This window comes from Ottowia caeni (assembly GCF_050821495.1).
Taxonomy (GTDB): domain Bacteria; phylum Pseudomonadota; class Gammaproteobacteria; order Burkholderiales; family Burkholderiaceae_C; genus Ottowia; species Ottowia caeni.
The window spans coordinates 2737965-2763265 of the sequence record NZ_CP151080.1; the positions used below are offsets into that span (position 1 = coordinate 2737965).

The window sequence follows — 25301 nt, forward strand, 5'->3', positions numbered from 1 at the left end:
AAGGCGTGACATTTGAGGAATCGGACAGCTGCATGAACACCAACCAAAGGGAGCACTGAACCTAGAAACGGCAGTTGGACGCACCCGAATGGTGAACGCCATCGGAGTGCCGGAAGCTAGTGTTCATGCGGGTTTCTTGGGTATTGAAAGCGGTCAACAGTTTCTAGGTTAAATAAGAGGAGCGTCGTCGATAAGATCCAGAGCGTTTTTCAAGCGTTGACGCGCCTGCTTGCGCGCTTGCAGCTTTTCCAGCGCGTGCGGCGGAAGATCTGTCACCAACAACGTTCCCTTGGCCAGCAAGGCATCAAGTAAATCCTCCAGAACGCGGACAAAATCCGCGTCAAGCGCAGAAAGCTCATGCTCCGGAGCGAGCCCTGGAGAACTGCCTTCAACAGACTGATCCTGGCTGTTGGTCATGACTTGTCCTGGAGAAAGGGCCTGCGCGTAACCGGTACTTGGCCGTTTGACCTCAACGGTTTGATGTCTTGAGCAGCGGTGTCAGATTGCTGGTATCTGGGAGGGCAGCATTCTGGCAGTTGACCAGGGCATCTTCCGGCAAGATCAACGAAGATTGCTCTTGCGGCATTTCTTCCGCGCGAGGCTGCGCCACGCCCAAAGCCGTGAGCACTTGTCCAGAATGGGCTAGCCACTGGAATTCACTTTTCTTCAGGTCATACGTGGCATTCACCAGCGCACGGCGGGCATCGAACAGTTCGTTCTCAGTGTTCAGCAGGTCAAGCAGCGTGCGCTGCCCGATCTGAAACTGCTGCTGATACGCTTGGCGAACCCTCGCCGTGGACAGCACGTGCTCCCGAAGGAAAGGCAGTTGCTCACGCAAGCGCAAAATGTTGCTCCAGGCGATAGAAAGTTCTTGCAGAACATTCCGGCAGGTGTAGTCCCGCACGTCGCGGGCAGCATACGTCTGCGCTGAGGTCTGGCGAACCCGAGATTCATCCGCACCACCGCGGTAGAGATCGTAGGTCAGCAAAAGCTGAACACTGGTGCTTTGCACGTCCCTGAACGGTGCGTAGGGCTGCGTACGGTCGCGCCCAGTGGAAACGACCAGATCCAACCTTGGCTGATGCGCCGCCTTGGCCACCTGCACCCCAGCCTCGGCCGCCTGAGCCAACGCCTGCTTGGACAGCACCATTGGATTGCGACGAACTGACTCGTCGAAACTCTGAAGGGCTCCAGGCGCCGGCAACTTGCTGCTGAGGTCGGGGACCGGGCTGAGGGTTGGTGCAGGCGGGCTGCCAGCTACCCTGCGATAGCGCTGCATCACAGCGTTCAAGTTATTGCTTTCGGTCAGCACGTTCGTCTGAGCCAGAGACAAACGACCAGCAGCCTGCTCCAAGTCGACTCCACGCCCCACGCCAGATTGCTGGCGTTCCGACAGCAGTTTGAGGGTCCCCTCATGCAGCGTGAAATTCTCTTTCGCCAGACGCTCGGTCTCGCGATAGCGCTGCACATCCAGATATGCCCCCGCCACTTCGTTGGCCAGACTGTCGGTAGTAGCCACGAGGTCGTAATATTTCGAAAGTTTCTCGAAACCCAGTTGCTTGACACTGTTGGGGGTTGCGAGGCCGTCATAGAGCATCTGACGCAGCGTCAGGCTCCAACCGGGTCGGGTCCAGTCATAGGAAGGCTCGCTTTGCAGGTTGGATCGCCATTCCTTGCCGATCCAGCCCTGGGCGGTAACACGCGGACGCCATCCGGCGCTGGCGATATTCTGGCCTTCCAGGGAAGAGGTGAAGTCGTGAAAGCGTGCCTGTATCTCAGGATGCGTCTCAACAGCCTTTTCTACTACCTGCAACAGGCTGCCACCTGAGTTTGCGCCTTGCTGGTTTGAGACCTGCTGCGGTGTTGGTGATTGGGCCATGGCGAAAGCTGCCATCGACGTTGTGCCGATGATCGCGATCTGGCGCGCTGTATTTCTCATATTCATCGTACGCTCCCATCAGTCTCTGAAACTTAGAGGCGGCAGAAGCAACTCAACTTGCCAACTGATTACTTGCCATACCGCCAACCTTCGCGCAGGAAATTCTTCTGACTCAGCCTGCTGAAGGCTTCAGACTCGCGCCTGCGCAACGCACCCTCAACAGATCGAGATATCGTTGATGCACCCGGCTAAGGATCGGGTGGATCGCGTGTCCATTCGACAACGCGCCCATCGGGCTGAAACAAATCCAGCTCACCCGCCCGAGTAGTGACTGCCCATTCAGGGTGTACCGATGCAGCCCTTCCGTCGGCCGCCGGCGCCAGATCAACCACAAAAACGATCTCGCCACCAAAACGGCCCACTCCAAGTGAGCGCATGAGCTCGATCTCTTTTTCGGGGTCATCCAGACTGAGAAAGCAAATCGCCTGGGGAACGCCCTCTTGTTCCGTCGTCAGGACCTCCAGCCGTTTGACTGCTCCGAAATCAGCGCAGATAGCACGCACCGCCTTCCGCAATGCGGAAACGTTTGCACAGTGTTTCAAGTCGTCCAAGGTCTTCATGTCGTCTCAACCCATCCTAGAGCGTGTTCAAGGTCTCCCTGCGGTTCCGTTGCGCCGAGACTTTGAACATACTCTTAGAATCAATTTGTAACATCGATCGTGTGAATTTTGCAAATATAGGCGTCTCTTGTTTCGACTGCATGTAAATGGTCCGGAGTTGCGTCTGCTCACACCTCTCAGTGGTGAGTCTAGCGCGCTTACAACGTCGAAGCCCTAACCGCAAGCGGTCACGCTCAAGCAGACGAACGTTGTATGCATTTTTTCACACATGAAGCCAATTGAAACATTAAATACTGTCGAAAGCAAAATTCTTCGCTTGAGTGCGCATAACCTAGCATCAATTAATTCACAATAACGCTATTTACAAGCTTAACATTTAATAATTAAATACTCATAGATGCAACCACCAAAGTCCTCCGGTTCGATCAGCAAGTGATGAACAACCGCAGACGGCGGGGAATCAGGCCGGCCCTCCCAAGCACTGATGCATCGTGAAGAAGCGCGGGCACCCTCTACACCACGCGATAGAAAACAGAAAATGTCATTCGCTTGCAGCGATTCATGCAAACCACCGCGCGGTGCAATGCGCGCGCTTGGCATGGGCAGTTGGAGTTACCAAGCCCACCGACTCAATGCTCCTATTGAGCTCCGATGCAGTCGAGTTACTAGGCCTGACCAACGCTGTTCCGTCCAGCTTGAACGAACTGCTTCCCCATTTCACCCCGGATTCGGCAAACTTGTTGCACGATGCTTTCGTCACCTGCGCGCGCACTGGAGCCCCAATCGACGTTGAAGCACGACTGGCATCACCTAGCGCCAAGGTTCGCTGGATTCGCCTCGTCGGCGAGCCTGCCCCGAGCCAACGCAATTTAGTTATCGAGATCTGCGGAGCCATACAGGACATCAGCGCCCACCGGCAGGTTCGTGACGAAACGCTTCGCCTGGCCACACGTCTGACCACCACACTGGCAAGCATCACTGAAGCCTTCATGACTCTGGACCGGAATGCCCGGGTCATGTATGCCAACGACGAAAGCCAGAAGCTGTTGGTACAGCCCGCTGGAACGCTTCTGGGCACCCCGATCTGCGGACTGTTGCATGGCAGAAACGAGGGCCTGCTGCAAAACCGAATAGAACAGGCTCTTTCCAACAACCAGCAAATTGGCTTCGAAGACTTTTACCCAGCGTTGGACAAGTGGATCGAGATACGCGCCCACCCCTACTCTGAAGGCTTGGTACTGTATCTGAACGATGTCTCGGATCGTCGCCAAGCGCAACACTTGCTCATGCTGCTCCGTACGGGTATCGAGCACATCAACGACGTCGTGGCCATCGCCCAGGTCGGCGATACCGCTGGCTATGATGCACGCATTACGTTCGTCAACGAAGCCTTTGAGCACAAGACCGGCTTCTCCCGCCAGGAAGTCATCGGGCAGTCTCCCGACATCTTGCGTCATGTCACTGGTACCGACATCGTCAGATTGCTCGCGCGGGGTGCCCTGCGGCCAAATGCCCTCACTACCCTGCTTAGGCGTGAAGTGCTGCTCAAGCGCCGTGATGGCTCCGCTTACTGGATGGATCTGGATGTCGTTCCGGTACGCGATGATCAGGGAAGACTGACCCACTGGATGGCCGTAGGTCGCGACGTCACTGAACGCAAGCTCGCTGAACAGAAAATTCATCGACTGGCTTTCTTCGATCCACTCACGGGACTACCAAACCGTCAGTGGCTGGTCGATCGCCTTGAAGACGCTCTGGCCGACTGCGCACTCACCGAGCAGGAGGGCGCTTTGATTTTCATCGACCTGGACAACTTCAATCTGCTCAACAACACCATGGGTCACACCCAGGGGGATCTCTTGCTGCAACGCGTGTCCGAGCGCCTCACGCAATGCCTGCGCAAAACCGACCTGGTGGCTCGTGTAGGCGGAGATGAATTCGTGGTACTTTTGCAGAACCTGGGGTCCGAACCCTCGGTAGTCGAACGTAAGGCTCAAGCTGTGGCCAGCAAAGTGCTGGCGGAGCTGGCCAAGCCTTTCGAGCTCTCAGACTATCTGCACTACAGCACGACCAGTATTGGTATCGCGCGGTTCGGCACAGCTTCTGGGCGCGTTAGAGAGCTGCTCATGCAAGCCGGCCTGGCAAGATACCAAGCCAAGGAGATGGATGGTGATGCTATCGCCTTCTTCGACCCCGCCACACAATCTGCCGTTAATGCTACGGCAGCACTTGTGGCGGATCTACGATCGGCAGTACTGGCCGAAGGGCAATTCTCCGTTGAATACCAGCCCCAGTTCGACTGCGAGCGCCGAATGGTTGCTGTCGAGGCGTTACTGCGCTGGCGCCACCCGCAAAGAGGCATGGTCAGCCCATCCGAGTTCATCCCGATTGCCGAGAAAACGGGGCTGATCGTGCCGCTGGGCCTATGGGTGTTGGAGCAAGCATGCGCCCAATTGGCGGTCTGGGCCCGGAAACCGCAGACGGCGCACTTGAGTATTGCGGTCAATGTCAGTGTGCGGCAATTCCGCCACCCTGCGTTCGTGGACCAAGTCATATCCATCGTATCCCGCTACGGCGCTCCACCACACCTGCTTCAATTGGAACTGACCGAAAGCCTTTTGATTGATCGCCTGGACACCACCATTTCGCGGATGAATTCGCTCAAGCGGTTGGGCGTGAAGTTCTCTCTCGATGACTTTGGCACGGGATATTCTTCGCTTTCCTATCTGAAACGGCTGCCACTGGATCAGTTGAAGATCGACAAAAGCTTCGTTGCAGACGTCTTGGTTGATCCAAGCGACGCAGCCATCGCTCGTACCGTCATCGAATTGGCTCACAGCCTGAACATGCCTGCCCTCGCAGAGGGGGTCGAAACCGAAGCACAGTGCAAGTTCCTGACGGACTGCGGGTGCGACCTGCTTCAAGGCTTTCTGCTTGCCAAGCCTATGCCGATGGAGGGACTTGAAGAGTTCCTTCAAGCCAGCGTCCAGTCACCCATGAGCATGTCGGACCTGGAACGCCTATGAGGGGATGCGCCAAGGCTCCTCGCAAATCCGATGCGCCGAGACTGTGAACAGGATCTTAGTCGCCGACTCACGCTGGATCTCGCAGCCGTCGACTTCCAAATCCGAAATACCCCTGAAGCGGCATCTGCACCACAGTAACTGTGCAAAACTTCTCATACTTTTGCCCTGCTCAGGCAATTCTCTTGAATCTCAACGAGATACAATTGATACAAAGAAAAACATATCAAGTTCGAGACGAATAAGTTCATTTTTCCGCCTCTGGAGCAGTTTTTCTGAACTTCTAAGGTTTGCTATTTGGCAAACTTATTTGCGTGAGGTTCTGCGCGGCGGCGACCCGCGCACAGTTAGGTTCGAACGGGTTGACACCAGCGCGCAGCCACTGCGCCGATGCGCGGCATCTTGAATTTGAACCTTTTCATGAACAAATCCGTTGAACTCGGGCGTTTGTTCGCTATCAGACACAACCATGTACCGCGTGCCTCCCCTTCACTGTGCGACCAAGGGGAAAGAGATTAGGCAATGAATCAGAGTTTCCAGATACGCAAGGATTTCCTCTCACTGACAACGCAGGACGAAAGTACCCTGCAACGGCTGAATTCTGCATTCCTTGAAAGTGCTCCAACGCTGGTGGATGATTTTTATCAGCACCTGATGCTCTTCCCCGAAATGCAGAAACTGATCGCTGACGAGCAGACACTGGAGAGGCTCAAGAAGACCCAGGTGCGCTATTTTGAGTCGCTAACGGCCGGTGTATATGACGAAGCCTACGAGGAAGACCGTCTGCGGGTGGGTCACATGCATGCCCGAATCGGACTCTCCCTGGGTGGTACCTGGGCGCTTACAGCCACTATGTAACCGAACTCCTGCCTCGGCTGCAAAAGATTCCGCTTGACGAAAATGAGCGGAGCGCTGCTATCCAGGCGTTCATGAAGGTGATCTTTCTGGACATGGGACTGGCGATCGACAGCTACATAGTCCACCGAGACCAGCAGATCGCCGAACTGCGCGACTACAGCGCGATCTTCGCGCTTCTGCCCTACGGGACTCTCGTGGCCAAGCCGAACCTGGAGGTAGTATTCAGCAACAAGGCCTTCGCACGGCTGATGGGCTGCACCCCAGACGCCCTGGTAGGCCTCTCGCTGAGCACGCTGTTGGGAGGCGTAGACCTGACCAAACTTGTAGATCAGGCTATGAGCCAGCAACCCACTCGAAGCGGCGTTCAACTGCTTCCCAAGGAGCCTGCACCGCCGATTCCGGCGATCATTACCGCTCAAATGCTGCATCGCCCAGACGGCGAGTCCACGCTTTTGCTTCTGAACATTGAAGACCTTCGCGAGCGCGAGTTGCTCGCGCGGGACCTGCTCAATGCGCAGACCGCAGCAGACGTAGGTATTTGGCACACCACCTACGGCGAAACAATTACGCTTACACCCCACGCCAAGCGCATCATTGGCTGGCCAGAAGGAAAGCCCTTCCGATTCAGCAACTTGGCCGACATCTTGCACCCGGAAGATCGCGAGCGCGTGATGGCGCTACGCAAGAAGGGATTGAAGAACGGCCACTATGTTCTTTCGGCTCGTGTAAACCGCAATGGAGAGACGCGCTGGCTAGAAGAGCGTGGCCGGGTGGATCGCGACGCCAACGGCAAGCCAATACGCGCCTACGGAACCATTCTTGATGTCACCAAACGTCATCAGGCCATATTGGCCATGGAGCAGTTGGCGTCCTATGACACCCTTACCAACTTACCCAACCGCGCCCACGGCCTCATGTTGGCGGAGCGACTGCTGGACGAGACACGTGAGAAGGGTCAACAGGCGGCGATCATGTTCGTCGACCTGGACAAGTTCAAGGAAGTCAACGACACCCAAGGGCACGCTATAGGCGACAAAGTCTTAGCCGCAGTGGCGCAGCAAGGCATGCTTTCGTTGGGCGAACGCAGCGTGCTGGCCCGCCTTGGCGGTGACGAATTCATGGTTGCGATCCCCCTCAATAACCATAAAGATGCAGTTTTTGCGGCCGAGCGAGTACACGAGGTTTTGCAGCAGCCCGTCTCGGTAGGTGGCCTTCAGTTTCAACTAGGGGCCAGCATTGGCGTAGCCTTGTACCCGGCGCACGGCGACAGCCTGGACGAGTTGCTGCGGTGCGCCGACACAGCCATGTATCGCGCCAAGAAGCAGCATGGGGGTTACCTTTTCTACGACTACGAAATGGGCCAGCAAGTGCAGCGGCGGGCCGAGTTGGGAGCAAGGCTAGCCTCGGCGCTGACTTCATCTTCGCTTGAGTTGCATTTTCAGCCCAAACTGGACGTCCGCACAGGCCAGTTACGCGGCGCGGAAGCCCTGGCACGATGGAACGACCCCGAATGGGGATGGGTAAGTCCTGCAGAGTTCATTTCCGCCGCAGAAGAGCGGGGCCTGATCAAGTCATTGGGAGAATGGAGCCTGACACAAGCCGCGCGTCAGTGGCGCGCCTGGCAAGACTCGGGAGTCGAGAATCCGCCGCCCGTTTCCGTGAACATATCGGCGACACAATTGATGAACGATGACTTCGCGGACAGGGCACTGGAGTTGGTATGTTTACCCGGTGCCAATCCTTCAGCCATAGAACTGGAGATCACCGAATCAGCGCTGATGCTGGACTACAAAAAAGCACAAAAAGTAGCTTCTCGATTAGTGGAAATGGGGTTTTCACTCAGCATGGACGACTTTGGAAGCGGCTACTCCTCGCTCGCGAGGTTGCATGATTTGCCAGTGTCCAGGCTCAAAATCGACATGAAGTTCGTGCGCGGCATCATCGATCAGCCTCGCAGTCTGGCGGTCGTGACAGCAGTGATCAACATGGCGCGCGCCCTGAAGCTGCGTACCGTGGCCGATGGCGTGGAAACACTGGAGCAACTGGAAAAGCTGCGCAACCTGGGCTGCGATGAAGCCCAGGGCTTCATGTTTGCCAAGGCGCTGCCAGGCGATGAATTCCAGCGGGAATGGCTCTCGCTATGACGTAGCGTAGGAAATTAACGTCCGAATAGTGCCGCACACGCTGGTAGGCGATCAAACAGACTCAGGTCAAACAGGCTCTGAGCCTAGAAACGGTTCCACACTAAGCGGGCTATTCCTGCGCCGCCTGCTTCCAGGCATGAGCCGCCGCTGCCATATCGCCCCGCTGTTCAGCCAGATCAGCGAGCGCACGCCAAGCGCTGCGGCGCAGTCCGGCGTCATGCAGTTGACGCACAGCCTGAGACAACAGCAACTGCGCCTTACCCCATAGCTGGCGGTGCAGGCAGGCCATGCCAGCCAAGTACTGCAGCGTGGCGTCACCAGGATTGGCCTGCTGCGCGGCTTCAATGCGTGCGAGCCAATCCAGGTCACCCAATTCATCCGGATGCGACATGCCCGCTTCCAGCACGCGCACCAAACGCACACCATGGGCATCGGCGAAGGCCTCAGGAACCACCAGCATCTGATCCCAAACGGGCCGCAACCATTCACGCACCTGCCCATGATCGCCACCCAGGGCCATCATCCGCTGTGCGGCGCGCAGAGCCAACGCTGGCATGGACCGCTCAACAGCATCAAGCGAGGCCCAAATAGCGTTCAACTGCGCTGGGTCATGCGCCGTGTCGATCAGTTCACCCGCCAGACTGCGCAACAGGCTACGAGCAGCTTCGGAAGAAAACGCCCGGTGCTTGGCCAGCAGGCGCGCCGTTTCAAGCGCGGCGGCACTCTGACGCGCCTGGCGGGCGGCTTTGAGTTTGATCCGCAGTGCCAGCGTACGCCGGCTGGCGCCTTGCGGAAGACGATCGAGCCAAGCCAAGGATGCTGCCGGGTCATGGTCGTCCAGTGCCCAGCGGGCGGCACGCATGTGGAGCCCTTCGCGCAGTTCTTGCGGCGCGGCATTGCGACTTGCCACATCCAGAGCCTTCTGCAAATGTGCATCCCGCAAAGCATCATCTTGCAGCGAGTGCGCACTGGCCGCCACCGTAAGATGCGCCAGCGCACGCAATGTTGCCGCCTGAGGAAGAGTCTCGCCCGATGCCTCCAGAACCTGTTCTCGGGCCAGGGCATCTTCCGCCGCCTTGCGCGCCCTAAGATAGCGTCCCGCCGATAGCTGCACCATGGCCTCCATGAGTTGCCCATAGGTCGCACGCTCACGCTGCTGCGCGCGCCAGCGGCGTGCTTGGCGGGGAAGTTCAAGTACCGCTGCAAGCGTGCGCAATGCTCCATAGAGCAACAAGAACGACAACGCCAGAACGAGGAGCACCAGGTTGACAGAAACGTCCACCCGGTGCGGAGGCCAGAAAATAGTGACCGTACCCTCATTGTCGCCGGCAAACATGGCCATTGCCACAGCGACCGCGAACAATCCGAGGAGCCAAAGTACAGAACGCATATCGTTTTACTTCGAGCCAGCCGGAAGACTCGCAGCAGCAGCAGCGGAACCCAGAGCGAGCAGCGTTTCCTCCGCCCGAGGCAGATCTGCCGACTTAGCCGCCGCCTGAACCTGCTGCAGCAGCGTGGCCGCTGCCTGCGTTCGGCGGGATGCCGGGTCGAAATATGCCCCCAGTGCGCTCTGTGCCGCAGCAAGATCGGAGCGCGCCGCTTCGTACTGACGCGCCAATATGGCCAGGCGCGCACCCTGTAGGCGCAGCTTGAGGTTTTCCCGGAGGAAGAAGACCTGCTCAGGGCTCATCATGCTGGCGTCCGGGCGCTCTACACGACTTACGCGCAATAGTTTGCTGCCCTCCTCCAGCATTGACTGACCCAAGCGAGCCCACCAGCTGTCTGCTGGCCCGGGAGCCGCATCGCGTTGAGGCCTTTCAGAGCGGATGTGTCCGACATCATTTGCGGTGGGCAGGTCATCGACTTGGCGAAGCAGCTGATCGAGGCGCGCCAGCATGCCAGCGGTGTCAGGGATGCTCGCGGTCTTGACCCGCTCCAGATCTCGCTCCACGGCCCTGGCCACATTGGAGAGACGAGGATCACCGGAGCGCGCCAGACGTCTCTCAACGGTTCTCAAGGCAGCCAACAGTGGCTCCACCCGGCCGGTCAAGTGCGTTTGGTCTTGCGCCACGCTCACCGCGGCTTCAAGGTCTACCGCCAGATTTTCATCACGCGTGCGGGTCACGCTCTGCATGACTTCATCAAGCTGTGATCTGTAGGCCGTCAGGTCGCCGATGCGAGTGTCAATGATGGCAACCTTGGCAGCGGTCTCGCGCACGGTTTCTTCGGCTTGCCTGGCCAAGGTGCGCGCCTCTACCGCGCGGGAGCCGGCTTCCGCACTCTGCCGCGCCAATTGTTCTTGCATGGAGGAAAGCTTCTGCCACAGGAGCAAGCTCACCGTGAGCGCCACCGCCGCAACCAACCAGGCGATCACAAGGCCCGGCTGCACGAAGCTTCGCCTCGCACGCCTGTAGTTCAGGACAGGTCCGGCTCCGCCAGCCCCCGCCGCAGGGGGCGCGGCGGCGGGAGCGTTGGCAGAATCTGGTACGGGCGCTGGGGCTGGCTGAGGCGCCGGCGGCAGGGCACGCGATTGCTCGTTATTCATGAGACAGATTCTATCGACGCGGCAACCGATTCGAGCGTGGGCCTGGACTGCGCTACACGCCCAAACCCTGCAAGCAACGCCGCCCGAGCAATGCGCTCATGGGTGGCGACAGCGTGCGCGGCCGACCAATCCTGTGCCGGCAGCAACTCCCGAAGATTTGAAATTGCCTCAGAACTGCTGAAAAGCCACACGCTGGCGTCGGAAGCGGCAGCTACCGCCAAACCACGCTCGGCGGCGTCGAGCTCCGGACAGACCCTGCGATAGGCCGCCACTTCGTCGACCACCACGCCCCCGGCACGCAACTGCTTCGCCAACCAGTCGCGGCCAGCTGGCTGACCTTCAGCATTCGCACCACGCACAATCAGCGCGCGGTTGCCGTGTTGGACCTGCTTTTCTATCTGCACCCAGAGGGATTCGGAGTCGAACTGGGGCGCATCCGGCGCCGGCTCATCAATGGCGTCCGAGGGCCAGCCCATCAATTGCAGGGCTCGCGTGGTTCCCGGGCCAGGAGACCAGGCCCGTGTGCCAGCGACCAGTGCGGCGGATGCGAGTTCTTCGAAGGCTCCTTGCCCAAGAAAACCATATACCGCGTTGGGACTGACGAACATCACCGCCTCGTAGCGGCTCATCCTGGAGCGCGCAGACACCAATGGTGCCGGATCAAGCGGCGGTACGATGTCGATCAGCGGCAGAGCGAGCGCATCAAACCCCAATGCCTCAAGCTCGTTCACCCACCGTGCTGCTTCGCCCGCCGGGCGGGTCACGACGACCCTGGTGCGCCGCCCTTTGTCATTCATACGTGGCACTCAGGCCGCAAGCTCGATCTTTCGAGCGCCACCTGCCCTCAGATCGGCTGCCACACGTTCACCGAGCGCCGCAGCGGCAGCAACGTTCTCCACCAATGCCGAAGCCTCTGCCGTGACCAGCTCGGGAGTGCCTTCGGGCTCTCCCCAGGCCGCACGCAGGTAGATTCTTCCGCGCTCGAGCGTAGCGTGTGCCGCCAGCGGCATGGAGCAACTGCCCCCCATGGCACGGCTTACCGCACGTTCAGCAGCCACGGCCAACCAGGTAGCCTCGTCAGCCAAAGGCGCGAGCGCTTGGGCCAGATCGGGGCGAGATGCCCGCGTTTCTATTCCCAGCGCGCCCTGCCCCGCCGCCGGAAGCATTTCTTCTGCGCTAAATGTGTAGCGAATTCGCTCTTGCAGCCCCAGGCGCTTCAAACCCGCTGCGGCGAGCACAATGGCCGAGTACATTCCCTCGTCGAGCTTGCGCAGGCGAGTATCCAGGTTGCCCCGGAGTGGTTCGATGCGGACGTCGGTACGGCCAAGCTTCGCGAGCATGTCTCTCAACAAAACGGTACGGCGAAGGCTGGAGGTGCCCACCACAGCGTTCAGTGGCAAATCAGCGGGCTTCGCGCAAACCGCAGAAACCCAGGCGTCGCGAGGATCTTCTCGTTCCATGACGCATGCCAGATCAAACCCTTCGGGCAAATCCATTGGCACGTCCTTCAGAGAATGGACAGCAATGTCAGCGCGGCCTTCTTCCAGTGCAGTTTCCAGCTCTTTCACGAAGAGACCTTTACCCCCAACTTTGCTCAGGGTCCGATCCAGGATCTGATCGCCACGCGTGGTCATGCCCAGCAGAGAGACGGCATGGCCGCGAGCTTCCAGCAGGGCCTTGACATGCTCAGCCTGCCACAAGGCCAGACGGCTTTCACGGGTAGCAATGGTGATCGATACAGCGGCAGACATACGCAAAACAGCAATAGGGGAAAATAATGACGCTAATGTACAGCGCCAAGGGGCGCCGGGGTTGCGGCCAAGCGCTATCTACTCACCTAGAGCCTCGCGTACCGCCGCCACCTGCCGTCGCGAGACGGGCAGTGTGTCGTCGACATTGGCCATTTGCACGGCCCATCCGTCACCATCGTCTGCCTCCCCGTTACTCTTGTGGCGTAAGAGGGCCCTGATCGCATGGGGGGCGACCAGCGCATTGCGATGTATACGCAGAAAGCGGCCTGGAAATTTTTCTTCGATCTGGCTTAGGCTGCCGTCGTAGACGTGGCTTGCGTCGGCAGTACGCACAGTGACGTACTTGAGCTCAGCCTTCAAGTAGAGCACGTCGGCAAGAGGCACGCGTACGATTCGCCCCAGTTCAGCCATCATCAGACATTCATGATTCGCGTCAGCCTCCGCGCGTCCCAGCAAGTGCACCAGGCGCTGTGCCTTGTCCAGGGCCGCCTGTAAACGCTCCAGGCGAACGGGCTTGGTGAGGTAGTCCACGGCCTCCAGTTCGAACGCGCTGACGGCGTACTCGGCATGGGCGGTGACAAAAATCACCAGCGGCGGCTTTGGCAAATTCCGCAACGCCTGCGCGAGTTGGACACCGTCGACGCCCGGCATCTGAATATCAAGCAATACAAGGTCCAGCGTATGGTGCTGCACCAACGCCATCGCTTGTGCGGCATTCGCTGCTTCGCCCACGATCTGCACATCGTGCTGACGGCAGTCTCCCAGCAAAGTGCGAAGGCGCGAGCGGGCCAGCGCTTCATCGTCGACGATCAACACTCTCAAGGCCATCAAGCAGCCCTCCTGGGCATCGGCACCTCGATGCGCGCCGTATACACCTGCTCTTGCAACGCGGTACGAAAGCTGCCCTCCATGTCATGCAGCAGCTTAAGCCGGTCTCTGACATTCGCCAGCGCCATACCGTGGCCAGGGAGGCCCTGGCCAGCAGGCACCGTATTCGTTACCTCCACGACCGCCATTTGCCCACGCAATTGAGTTGACACGCGCAAAGAAGCCCCGGAAGCACTGGGTTCCACGCCATGCTTTACTGCATTTTCAACCAGCGGTTGCAGGATCAGCGGGGGCAACTGCGCCACATGGGCTCGTTCATCCAGCGCCCACTCGACTCGCAGGCGATCGCCAAAACGCACCTGTTCAATGTCGAGGTAGCGGCGCGCAAGGGTGACCTCCTGCTCAAGAGTAGAGCTTCCCTCATGATCGACCAGCGCGTGCCTAAACAGTTCGGCCAAATCCTCAAGCACCGTTTCCGCCTTGGCGGGCTCTTTTCGAACAAGAGCGATCGCGGTGTTGAGCGTGTTGAAAAGAAAGTGCGGCCGAATGCTTGACTGCAGTTGTGCCAGCCTCGCCGCAGTAGCCGCAGGCAAACGGCCGCGCACGCGCCAAGCCAGAACCGTGACCAGCCCGGCGGCGAGCATGGCCCCCGTGGCCGCGCTCGCAAGCCAACTCGGTTGATCAAAAAGTCCCAGCAGTGCCAGCATGGCGCAGGCATACACGCCAGCCAGCGCACCCAGCGCCACCCCAGCCGCGTACTGAGCGACCAAGGGAAGCCGGGCGATCAGCCGTTTTAACGCGCAGCCCACCACCAACCACAATAGAGTGGCAGGCAGCGCCCCCGGTGATCAGGCCCACGCGGGACAACCAATCAGAAAGACCGACGCTTGCATACATGAGGGCCACCGCCAGAACGGCTTCCACGTACAGCACCGCACGCAGGACCACGCTGACCTGACATGCATCGAATATCAACGGCCGAAATGTGGCTGGTGCCGAGGCAGGAAGCCCACCTTTTGCGAAGGTCGATAGAATTTGCGGCTCTTTCATGGCTCGGACAAGAATTGCGGCAGTGTAGAGCGAGTTCAACAGGCGTTGATGTACCGCGTGTTGATTTTCGCTCTTCACGGCATCTGTCCAGCATTAGTTCACACCCCCTATGTCCTCCACCAACCAATTCGACAAAAAATCCCAGGCCTGGTCTGCACTGTTCTCTGAGCCTATGAGCGAACTGGTGCAGCGCTACACCGCCAGCGTGGATTTTGACCAGCGCCTGTGGCGCGCGGACATTGCCGGCAGCCTTGCCCACGCCGAAATGCTGGCTGCCCAAGGCGTGATCACACCGCAGGATCGCGCTGACATCGAGCGCGGCATGACTCAAATCAGAAGCGAGATCGAATCCGGTGCGTTCGAGTGGAAGCTTGCGCTGGAAGACGTGCACCTGAACATTGAAGCCCGTTTGACACAACTCATCGGCGATGCCGGCAAACGCCTGCACACCGGCCGCAGCCGCAATGATCAGGTGGCCACCGACATCCGTCTCTGGCTTCGCGATGAGATCGACCTTATCGCGGGCCTGCTTCGCGAACTGCAAGGCGCCATGCTGGAGGTGGCCGAAAAGAACGTTGAAGTCATCTTGCCTGGGTTTACCCACCTGCAAGTGGCTCAACCGGTCAGCTTCGCGCACCACCTGCTGGCATACGTAGAAATGTTCTCGCGTGACGAAGCACGCATGGCTGACGTGCGCCGGCGCGTTAACCAGTTGCCGCTGGGTTCAGCGGCATTGGCCGGCACCACCTACCCCCTGGACCGCGAGCGTGTGGCCCGCAGCCTGGGGATGGACGGCGTGTGCCAGAACAGCCTCGACGCCGTGAGCGACAGGGATTTCGCCATCGAATTCACCGCCGCTGCCGCGCTGATCATGGTGCACGTGAGCCGCCTGTCCGAGGAACTGATCCTCTGGATGAGCCAGAACTTCGGATTCATCAAGATCGCCGACCGCTTCACCACCGGCTCTTCCATCATGCCGCAAAAGAAGAATCCGGACGTGCCGGAACTCGCTCGTGGCAAGACTGGCCGAGTGGTCGGCCACCTCATGGGCCTGATCACACTCATGAAAGGCCAGCCGCTGGCCTACAACAAAGACAACCAGGAAGACAAGGAGCCGCTGTTCGACACGGTGGATACCGTGCGCGATACGCTGCGCATCTTCGTTGAAATGATCGCAGGTCAGACAGATGCCCAGACCGGCACCCGCCAAGGTGGGATTACCGTCAACGCGAACGCCATGGAGCAAGCTGCGCTGAAGGGTTACGCCACGGCAACCGACCTGGCTGACTATCTGGTCAAGAAGGGCCTGCCCTTCCGCGACGCCCATGAAACCGTGGCCCACGCAGTCAAGGCTGCGCAATCTCACAACTGCGACCTTTCCGAGTTACCGCTGGCCATACTGCAAGGTTTCCACCCCGACATTGAGAAGGACGTCTATGACGTGCTCTCCCTTCGCGGCAGCCTGAACGCCCGAGACACACTGGGCGGCACAGCACCTTCACAGGTGCGGGCGCAGATCGCACGGCATCTTGCCAGGTTGAACTCGAAAAATTAACCTATAGTTAGTAGTTCTATCGACAACCTGTCCAGGAGCCCGCATGCCCATGAGCCTCATTGTTCGCTGCGGCTCACGTTGGCTCCCCTGGACACTAGCGCTTTTAGCAGTGGGCGCCCACGGGTTTACGCTTACCAGCGTGACGCCGCAGGGCGAGGTCTCACAGGTCAGGCAACTTGTCGCCAAGTTCAACGAGAACTCGGTGAATTTCGGCGACCCCAAGGCGCCTGCCCCCCTCAAAGTCAGTTGCGACAACGCGGCGGCCTCTCGCGGGCAAGGGCGGTGGAACAGCTCACGCGAGTGGGTATACGAGTTTGAAAGCGATCTGCCCCCCGGAGTGCGTTGTCGCGCTGACGCCGTCCCCGGCTTCAAATCCAGCGCCGGCACGACCTTGACAGGCGCCACCAGCTTCCAGTTCAACACCGGCGGCCCTTTCGTACAACGCATCAGCCCATCGACCTTCGAGCCGGTTGAGGAGGAGCAAGTGTTTGTGCTGCGCCTGAATGGCCCTGCCACCTCCGAAAGTGTTCGCGCCGCAGTCTGGTGCGCAGTAGACGGCGTCGGCGAGCGGGTGCCGGTACGCTTGGTGGAAGGCGACACCCGCACTGCGGTCCTCAAGGCGGTGGGCAGCGAGCGAGAGGCCAAGCAGGACCCGCGGCGCTATCACGCCCTGTCGTGCAACCGCCGGCTCACACCGGCCACCCGGGTCCAAGTGGTCTACGGCCAGGGTGTCATGACGCCGAGCGGACTGTCGAGCAAACAGGAGCAACGCTTTGCATTCAAGGTGCGCGAGCCCTTCGCCGCCAGTGTCAGTTGCGAAAGGGAGAACGCGCAGGCGGCTTGCATGCCGATTCGCCCCATCAGCCTCAAGTTCAGCGCTCCGGTTGAACGCAAGCTTCTGCAGGAGATCCGTCTGCGTTCAGACCGGGGTGAGTACCGGCCAACGATTGAGGCGGGCGATGCGGATGCCCTTATCGACCGGATCGAGTTCTCCGGCCCATTGCCAGAGCGAGCCGCCCTCACGCTGACTCTGCCGCCAGATCTCAAAGATGCCAGCGGCCGCCCCTTGAGCAACGCGAATACGTTTCCGTTCAAGTTGAGCACGAGCCCAATGCCGCCGCTGGCCAAGTTCGCTGCCGCGCCGTTTGGCATTGTCGAGCGCTTTGCCGAAGGCCCGGGCAGCCAGCCGATGCTGCCGGTGACCTTACGCCACGTCGAGCTCCAGCTCAAAGCCAGTGCCTTGCAGATCAGTCGCCTGCAAGCCGAGAGTGACGCCGAGATCATCGACTGGTACAGGCGAGTACAGCGTTACGACGGATTTGCCGTTTCACGAGCGATGGCGGCCAAGGACCTCCGCCAACCGCTGCCCCCGCCCATCGACGAGGAGAGCAAAACAACCGTGCAGCCGCGCCTGCTCTCTCTTCTGGCGGGCGAACGCGGTGTGCAAACCCTGCAGCTGCCCATGCCCAAGGAAGGGCAAGATACCCGGCCCTTTGAAGTCGTGGGCATACCGCTTGCACCCGGCTTCCACGTGTTGGAGATCGCTTCGCAGCGATTGGGCCAATCTCTGCTGGACGAAAAGTACGGCTCCGCCCGCACGATGTATGTGCGGAGTTCGGCGCTGGTAACCAACCTCGCCGTGCACTTCAAGCTTGGGCGGGAAAATGCATTGGCCTGGGTCACCTCGCTAGACAAAGGTCAGCTTGTTGCGGGCGCCACAGTGCGTGTTTCCGACTGCAGGGGCCGCGAACTCGCAAAAGCCACGACAGATGCGCAAGGCATCGCGCGCTTCAAGGGTCTTTCGCCAGATGCACCCGTCTGCCAGACACACGAAGACGATTACAGCGATTATCCGCAAGGTTACTTCGTGAGCGCCCGTGCCCTCACAGGGTCCACAGAAGACATGGCATTCACATGGTCTTCGTGGCAAAAAGGCATAGAACCATGGCGCTTCAATGTGCCCACCACGCGCGATGCGCAACCCGACTTACGTGCACATACCGTGCTGGATAGGCCGCTCCTGCGCGCTGGCGAGACGGTGTCCATGAAACATTTTCTGCGCACAGAAACCAGCGCCGGCTTCGGCCTGCCCGACCGCCAGCCCGATACTCTGGTCATCACTCACGTAGGCAGCGGACAGGAATACACCCAGCCACTGGCATGGCGAGACACCCGAACAGGTGGGCGCAGCGCGGAAAGCGAATTTGCCATCCCAAAGATGGCCAAACTTGGTGTCTACCAAGTGGCCCTGCGCCAATCCGCCCACCCCAAGAAACCCGACGATTACAGCCGCAGCTTTGATACCGGCCAATTCAGGGTGGAAGAGTTTCGCCTGCCGGTGTTGCAGGGCCGACTCACTTCGGCAACGCAGGAGCCCTTGATCGGGGCAATCCGCGTGCCGGTCAACGTGCAGGTGAGTTACGTTTCTGGCGGTGGGGCTGGGAATCTGCCGGTGCGCGTCTCAGCGCTCACGCGTGCCAAGGAGTTGAGCTACTCAGACTACGACGACTTCCGCTTCGACTCACCCCGCCGGCGCGGCCAGCAGACCAACGCACCGGAAGGCAGCGAAGGGGAAGAAGAGGCATCCGCACGCGAAGACCAGCGGGGGTAGCAGACAAGCTTGCCGTCACGCTGGACCGCAACGGCAGCGGCCAGGTGGTCATCGACAAGCTGGCGGTGCCAGCTCGGCCTCAGGATCTGTTGATCGAAGCCACCTATGCCGACCCCAATGGCGAGATCCAGACACTGCGCAGCCACAGCACCCTTTGGCCGGCTGGCGTGGTTGCCGGCATCAAGACAGAAGGCTGGGTATCTGCGAGCCAGTCTGCACAATTGCAGGCGTTGGCCCTGGATCTGACCGGCAAGCCCAAGGCAGGTGTCCCGCTTGATGTGAAAGCCATCGCCCGAATCACCACCACTAGCCGAAAGCGCATGGTGGGCGGCTTCTACACCTACGACAACCGGACAGAAACCAGGGATCTGGGAACCGTATGCACCGGCACAAGTGACGTCCGAGGTCTACTCACCTGCGACGTCAAAATGACCCAGGCAGGGGAGATCGAACTGGTGGTGAAAGCACTTGACGATCAGGGCCGCGCCATGGAGGCTGCCAGCTCAGTCTGGGTGACTAAACAAGGCGAGCTGTGGTTTGGTGGCGAGAACCACGACCGCATGGACGTCGTGCCCGAGAAAAAATTCTACCAACCGGGAGAGACGGCGCGCTTCCAGGTGCGAATGCCGTTTCGCTACGCTAATGCGCTGGTCGCGGTCGAACGCGAGGGCATTTTGCACACGCAGTTGGTGCACCTGCGTGGAGACGATCCTACTGTCAGCCTGAAGGTAGAAGAGTCTTGGGGGCCCAACGTTTACGTGAGCATTCTGGCACTGCGCGGCCGCCTGCACGATGTGCCCTGGTACAGCTTATTCACCTGGGGCTACAAAACTCCACGCCAATGGTGGCGCGCATTCTGGTATGAAAGCAAGGACTACGTGGCCCCCACGAGCTTGGTCGATCTGAGCAAGCCCGCATTTCGCCTCGGCATGGCCGAAATAAAAGTGGGCAGCGACGCCCACCGGATCGATGTATCTCTCAAAGCCGACAAGGAAAGCTACCCTGTTCGCGGCACAGCCAAGGTAACGATATCCGCCAAACTGCCGGGCGGGCAACCTGCGGCTCACGCCGAGGTGGCACTGGCCGCCGTGGACCAGGCCCTGCTTGAGCTCATGCCCAACGACAGCTGGAATCTGCTGGAGGCCATGTTGCAGCGCCGCTCATGGGGCGTGGAAACCGCGACCGCCCAGATGGAGATCATCGGCCGTCGCCACTATGGCCGAAAGGCTGTACCCACCGGAGGCGACGGCGGCGGCAAGAGTTCCACGCGAGAGCTGCTAGACACCCTGCTCCTGTGGAACCCGCGAGTGCAGCTCGACGAGCATGGCCAGGCCGTGGTCGAAGTGCCGCTGAATGATGCCCTGTCGACCTTTCAGATAGTAGCTGTAGCCGATGCAGGCTCAGGCCTCTTCGGTACCGGCAAGACCGCCATCAAAGCCACACAGGATCTCCAGATCATCAGCGGCCTGCCGCCATTAGTGCGTGAGGGCGATCAGTTCAAGGCTATGCTCACCTTGCGCAACACCACGCAAAAAGCCATGAATGTGGTCGTAGCCCCACGGGTCACACTGATCGAGCTGAAAGCACAATCCACCGACATACCTGCCGGTGAAGCACGTGAGCTGCGGTGGGACGTCACAGCGCCCCTGCAATCGAACCCCACCCGCGTGGAAATACTGGTGTGGGAGATCGAAGCCAAAGACACTGCAGGCACTGCTCGCGACGCGCTGAAAATCAGTCAGCGCCTGCTTCCCGCAGTACCGCTCGCGGTGCAGCAAGCAAGCTTGACGCAACTGGAGGCTCCTTTCACTTTCAACGTCGCACCACCGTCAGACGCGCTCCCCTCCAGCGGGGAGAAGTACGGTGGCGTTCGCGTGGCGCTGCAATCTAGTCTGTCTGAAGGACTCCCCGGCGTTCGCGACTGGTTTTCGCGCTACCCTTATGCCTGCCTGGAGCAGAAGGTCAGCAAATCTATTGGCCTGCGCGACGAAAAGCTTTGGCAGCAGACAGTGGCGCAGCTGCCGGCTTACCTTGATCAGGATGGCCTGGCCACGTATTTTCCGCCGCAAGCTGGCGACACCAACCGTGGCAGCGACGTGCTGACTGCGTGGCTCCTTGCGGCCACAAGCGAAGCAAGCCAAATCAATCCCGCTTTCGCGCTGCCCGACGCGGTGCGGGCACAAATGATCTCAGGCCTCACGGCTTTCGTGGAAGGCCGAATCGAACGCAAATTCTGGTCGCCCCGTGAAGATCTTGACGTGCGCAAACTGGCAGCCATTGAGGCGCTTGCTCGCCATGGTTCAGCCAAGGTGGCCATGCTTGGCAGCCTGACGATCGCTCCGAACAAATGGCCCACCAGCGCGGTGATCGACTGGGTCAGTATCCTCAAGCGACTGCCCTCTGTACCGAACAAATCCGAACAGCTAGGACAAGCTGAACAGATCCTGCGTGCTCGGCTTTCCACCCAGGGCACGAAACTGAGCTTTAACACAGAGCAAGATGATTACTGGTGGTGGCTCATGGCGGGTGGAGACGTTAACAGCGCACGCCTTCTGCTCACAGTCATGAATGACGCTGGCTGGAAGGACGATCTTGGCCGACTTGTGGTTGGCTTCATCGCCCGCCAGCAGGGGGGCGCATGGAACACAACCACCGCTAACCTGTGGGGCGGACTGGCATTGGAACAGTTCTCAAGACAACACGAGACCACGCCCGTGAACGGACGAACCCGCACCACGCTGGGCTCCGCCACAGCTGAAGTTGACTGGGCCAAGGTCACACACTTGAGCCGCACGTCTGTGCAGAGTGCAGCGCATCAGTCTACTTTGTACGGTGCCCCCGCTGCGGCCGGACAACTCACGAACAACACGGCCCTGCTGCCCTGGGGCGCAGCCCTGCCAGGCGCACCGCAACCTCTGACCGTCACCCATAGCGGCAGCGGAAAACCGTGGCTGACCCTGCAATCTATGGCAGCGGTCGAATTAAAGGCACCCTTCAATTCTGGTTTTCAGATCAAGAAAACGGTTACGCCCGTCGAGCAGGCAAGCGAATCACTCCCGCCGGGGCGCTATACGCGTGGCGACATCCTGAAGGTGACGCTCGAGGTGACTGGCAGCAAGGACATGACCTGGATTGCTGTGACCGACCCCATACCATCTGGCGCCACCATTCTTGGCAGTGGCTTGGGACGCGATTCGCAGATAGCGACCCAAGGCGAGCAGCGCGGCGGTCGAGGCTGGCCCGCGTTCGAGGAGCGGAGCTTCGAGTCGTTCCGCAGTTACTACGAATACCTGCCAAAGGGCACCGTGAAAGTCGAGTACACGGTGCGACTCAACAATGCAGGCATTTTCAGTTTGCCACCCAGCCGCGTGGAAGCGTTGTACGCGCCGGAGATGTTTGGTGAAATTCCAAACGGAAAAGTGAATGTGGCGCCATAACTCGCGCCTTCTCCGCGGCGCAAGCTGTTTTGTCGTGGCCTTGTGCTTGGCGGCCAACTGCCAGGCAATAAGCTTCGATGTGGTAAGGGACGGCCACCGTCCTTCTGAAACCAAGGTGCTGGACCGGCACGGAGAATTGCTGCAACGCGTGCGCACCGACCCCACGGTGCGACGCGGTTCCTGGGTGCCTCTGCGCCACATCTCACCGGCACTGCGCACCGCTTTGGTGCTCTCTGAAGACAAGCGTTTTCATGAACACTCCGGGGTTGATTGGCGCGCCGTTTCGGCGGCCGCGTGGGCTAACCTTTGGAACACGCGTACGCGCGGAGCTTCCACACTCACGATGCAACTGGCTGGCCTGCTTGATGAAGACCTGAGACTGGGCAGTGGCGGGCGCAGCTTGCGGCAAAAGATCGGCCAAGCCGTCATGGCCACACGCCTGGAGTCTGACTGGCGCAAGGATCAGATCCTGGAGGCGTATCTGAACCTGGTGCCCTTTCGCGGAGAGCTGGTGGGAATTGACGCGCTCGCACGCACCCTCTTCGCGAAGGCGCCTCACGGCCTGAATGACAGCGAAGCCGCCCTGGCCGCCGCCCTGGTGCGCTCTCCCAATGCCCGCCCTGCTGCAGTGGCCGCGCGTGCTTGCGGCGTACTCAAGGCCATGCGGGGCCCCCGCACCCCTACAGACTGCCTCGCACTCGATATGCAGGCTGAAGTGATCCTGGCGCGGCGCGCCTTTGCGGCCAGCGACGGCATCGCCCCGCACCTGGCCCGCCGCCTCCTGGCCACTTCGCCAGAATTCACTGAGATAAGCAGCACACTGGACGCAAAATTGCAGCGCCTGGCACTGGAGAGCCTGCAGCAGCACATCAAAGAATTGCGCGGGCGGAATGTAGAAGACGGCGCCGTCGTGGTTCTCGACAATGCCAGCGGCGAGGTTTTGGCGTGGGTAGGCTCCACCGGCAGCCTGAGTTCCGCGGCCGAGGTCGACGGAGTGCTGGCCATGCGCCAGCCGGGCAGCACACTCAAGCCTTTTCTTTATGGCCAAGCCATTGCCGAACGCCGGCTGACCGCCGCCTCGCTCCTGGACGACTCACCGGCCTACCTGCCAACTGCCAGCGGGCTCTACATTCCGCAGAACTATGACCGACAGTTCAAGGGCTGGGTATCGGCGCGAACGGCACTTGCATCTTCGCTGAACGTTCCCGCAGTTCGTGCGCTGGTGATGGTCTCGCCCACATCGTTCGTGCGACAGCTGCAAGCCCTGGGAATAGGCCTTAGGGAAAGCGGAGACTATTACGGCTATAGCTTGGCACTAGGTAGCGCAGAGGTCAACCTGCTCCAGCTCACCAACGCCTACCGGGCATTAGCCAATGGTGGGCGCTACAGCACAGCCACGTACAAGCCGTCGCCGGCAACGCATGTCCCGGAGTTCACGCCAGCCCTGGATCCTTCGGCCGCTTTCATCATCACCGACATCCTAAGTGACTCCAACGCGCGTGCCCGCACCTTCGGCACCGACTCGATTCTTGCCACGCGTTTTTGGGCTGCCGTAAAAACCGGCACCAGCAAGGATATGCGCGACAACTGGGCTATCGGCTACAGCCAGCGCTACACAGTGGGAGTATGGATAGGCAATTCCAGTGGCAAGCCCATGTGGGATGTGAGCGGTACGAGCGGCGCCGCTCCCGTCTGGGCCGCGCTGATGAATGCGCTTCACGCGCGGACCCCGTCACATCCCCCAAGACCGCCCAAGGGCGTGATCAAGTTCGCCATTTCCTTCGGCGATCAGGTAGAAGCTTCGCGAGAAGACTGGTTCTTGGCGGGTACCGAGCAAAGAGTGTTCACCATTGCCGCAGAGGCATCTCCGGCCGGGAAGCAAAAGAAAAGTACGCGGTGCGGCCGCGTATCTTGAGCCCGGTGGACGGCACCATTCTCGCCCTGGACCCTGACATTCCACCCACGCGCCAGCGCCTCACGCTCACTGCAGACCCCGGCAGCGCCCCACCCGCCACGTTACGTTGGTTCATCGGAACGCGCGAAATAGGTCGTGGTGCGCGAGCCCACTGGCTACCCTGGCCCGGTCGCCATAAGGTTCAGTTGCGTGATGCAAAAGGCCTGATGCACGAAGAATTCCAATTGGAGGTGCGGGGGGCCGGGGTCAAAATGCTCGAACGTTGACACGTCTACGTCGTTTCGACGTGCCGACAGTGCTCCGTCAAGCGCCCCCGTTGCGAGTGCCCAGCGTTCTGGAAGCCTGCTGCGCCGCTTCGACGACCAGCGCAGAGAGGCGCCGAACACCGCGAGCACGAATGCGCGTCGCGGGGCCGGAAATTCCCATGGCTGCCACCAAGCGCCCATTTCCGACTCTCACAGGCGCCGCAATGCCCCAAACACTGGCACGCCACTCGCCGCGGTTGATCGCGTAACCTTGCTGGCGCACTTTGGCCAATTCATTGGCCAGTTGGGCTGTATCTGCAATGGTGTCAGGTGTGAAACCCTGCAGCTTTCGCACCGTCAGCAAATCCGCTGGGGCTTCGTCACGCCATGCAAGAAGCACCTTGCCTGTAGCTACGCAATAGGCCGGCGCACGCCCGCCAATAACGGAATAGGCACGAACAGGTTCAGGGCTGTCCAGCTTGTCGATATACACCACCTCGTCCCCACTCAACACGGATAAGTGCACCGTTTCGTTGCTCTCTGCCAGCAACCAGCGCATAGCCTGTGCAGAGGCCTCTCGAAAATCGAGTCGATGCAGCGCTTGCGCGCCGAGCTCCCATACCTTGAGCGTAGCTCGGTAGGAGCCCCGCCCACCCTCGTTCACCGCATAGCCCATTTCCACCAGCGCCTGCAACAGCCTGTGGACGTTGCTGCGCCCCACACCAAGCTCTGCTGCCAGTTCGCTCACGCCTATCGCGCCATCGCGAGCAGATAGCAATTCGAGTAACCGCAATCCCTTCACCAGGGTGTTGTTCATGTCTGCCTCATGTTCAGAAGTTC

12 protein-coding genes and 4 pseudogenes are annotated in these 25301 nt (G+C 59.9%); 6 read left to right on the plus strand and 10 right to left on the minus strand.

The genetic code is table 11. The features are described from left to right. Positions 1–168: 168 nt before the first annotated feature. The 3 genes from AAAK34_RS13065 to AAAK34_RS13075 form a co-directional block, all read right to left on the minus strand. Positions 169–417: a hypothetical protein gene (locus AAAK34_RS13065; RefSeq protein ID WP_231698040.1), complete on the minus strand. Its 249-nt coding sequence runs from the start codon at positions 415–417 to the stop codon at positions 169–171. Between the two features lie 52 nt (positions 418–469). Then, the gene (locus AAAK34_RS13070) at positions 470–1945 is read right to left on the minus strand and encodes a TolC family outer membrane protein (protein WP_231698039.1); all 1476 of its coding nucleotides are present in this window, start codon (positions 1943–1945) and stop codon (positions 470–472) included. Positions 1946–2127: 182 nt separating this feature from the next. Further along, the gene (locus tag AAAK34_RS13075; RefSeq protein WP_231698038.1) at positions 2128–2499 is read right to left on the minus strand and encodes an RNA-binding protein; all 372 of its coding nucleotides are present in this window, start codon (positions 2497–2499) and stop codon (positions 2128–2130) included. Between the two features lie 632 nt (positions 2500–3131). Between AAAK34_RS13075 and AAAK34_RS13080 the strand changes: the two genes are divergently transcribed. From AAAK34_RS13080 to AAAK34_RS13090, 3 genes and pseudogenes are all read left to right on the plus strand, one after another. Then, positions 3132–5525: a sensor domain-containing protein gene (locus tag AAAK34_RS13080; RefSeq protein ID WP_431777355.1), complete on the plus strand. Its 2394-nt coding sequence runs from the start codon at positions 3132–3134 to the stop codon at positions 5523–5525. A 519-nt stretch (positions 5526–6044) separates the two neighbouring features. Next, positions 6045–6439 (plus strand): annotated as a pseudogene (locus tag AAAK34_RS13085) (protoglobin domain-containing protein); the annotation flags it as partial. Between the two features lie 12 nt (positions 6440–6451). Continuing rightward, on the plus strand, positions 6452–8524 hold the full coding sequence (locus tag AAAK34_RS13090) for a putative bifunctional diguanylate cyclase/phosphodiesterase (RefSeq protein ID WP_431778022.1): 2073 nt from the start codon (positions 6452–6454) through the stop codon (positions 8522–8524). Between the two features lie 109 nt (positions 8525–8633). Here AAAK34_RS13090 and AAAK34_RS13095 read toward each other — a convergent pair whose 3' ends face one another. The 6 genes and pseudogenes from AAAK34_RS13095 to AAAK34_RS13120 form a co-directional block, all read right to left on the minus strand. After that, on the minus strand, positions 8634–9914 hold the full coding sequence (locus tag AAAK34_RS13095; protein WP_231698035.1) for a heme biosynthesis HemY N-terminal domain-containing protein: 1281 nt from the start codon (positions 9912–9914) through the stop codon (positions 8634–8636). A gap of 6 nt (positions 9915–9920) precedes the next feature. Further along, positions 9921–11069 carry a uroporphyrinogen-III C-methyltransferase gene (locus AAAK34_RS13100; protein ID WP_431777356.1) on the minus strand — a complete coding sequence of 383 codons (1149 nt, stop codon included), beginning with the start codon at positions 11067–11069 and terminating at the stop codon, positions 9921–9923. Beyond that, on the minus strand, positions 11066–11866 hold the full coding sequence (locus tag AAAK34_RS13105) for a uroporphyrinogen-III synthase (RefSeq protein ID WP_231698033.1): 801 nt from the start codon (positions 11864–11866) through the stop codon (positions 11066–11068). The genes AAAK34_RS13100 and AAAK34_RS13105 overlap by 4 nt, the downstream gene beginning before the upstream one ends. Positions 11867–11875: 9 nt before the next feature. Then, positions 11876–12820, minus strand: a complete 945-nt coding sequence (hemC, locus tag AAAK34_RS13110) for a hydroxymethylbilane synthase (RefSeq protein WP_231698032.1) — start codon at positions 12818–12820, stop codon at positions 11876–11878. 78 nt (positions 12821–12898) lie between these two features. Next, positions 12899–13648, minus strand: a complete 750-nt coding sequence (locus AAAK34_RS13115; protein WP_231698031.1) for a LytR/AlgR family response regulator transcription factor — start codon at positions 13646–13648, stop codon at positions 12899–12901. Next, positions 13648–14698 (minus strand): annotated as a pseudogene (locus AAAK34_RS13120) (sensor histidine kinase). Before AAAK34_RS13120 ends, AAAK34_RS13115 begins: the two are co-directional and overlap by 1 nt. 109 nt (positions 14699–14807) lie before the next feature. Here AAAK34_RS13120 and argH point away from each other — a divergent pair. The 3 genes and pseudogenes from argH (at position 14808) to pbpC (ending at position 24482) form a co-directional block, all read left to right on the plus strand. After that, entirely contained in the window at positions 14808–16253 is a 1446-nt protein-coding gene (argH, locus tag AAAK34_RS13125) for an argininosuccinate lyase (protein ID WP_231698030.1), read from the plus strand. Between the two features lie 49 nt (positions 16254–16302). Then, positions 16303–22301, plus strand: a pseudogene (locus tag AAAK34_RS13130) (alpha-2-macroglobulin family protein). Further along, positions 22288–24482: pseudogene (pbpC, locus tag AAAK34_RS13135) on the plus strand (penicillin-binding protein 1C). Before AAAK34_RS13130 ends, pbpC begins: the two co-directional pseudogenes overlap by 14 nt. Positions 24483–24519: 37 nt before the next feature. On the opposite strand, the gene AAAK34_RS13140 reads toward pbpC, so the two are convergent. After that, positions 24520–25278, minus strand: coding sequence for an IclR family transcriptional regulator (locus AAAK34_RS13140; RefSeq protein WP_231698027.1), 759 nt, complete (start codon positions 25276–25278; stop codon positions 24520–24522). Between the last annotated feature and the right edge of the window lie 23 nt (positions 25279–25301).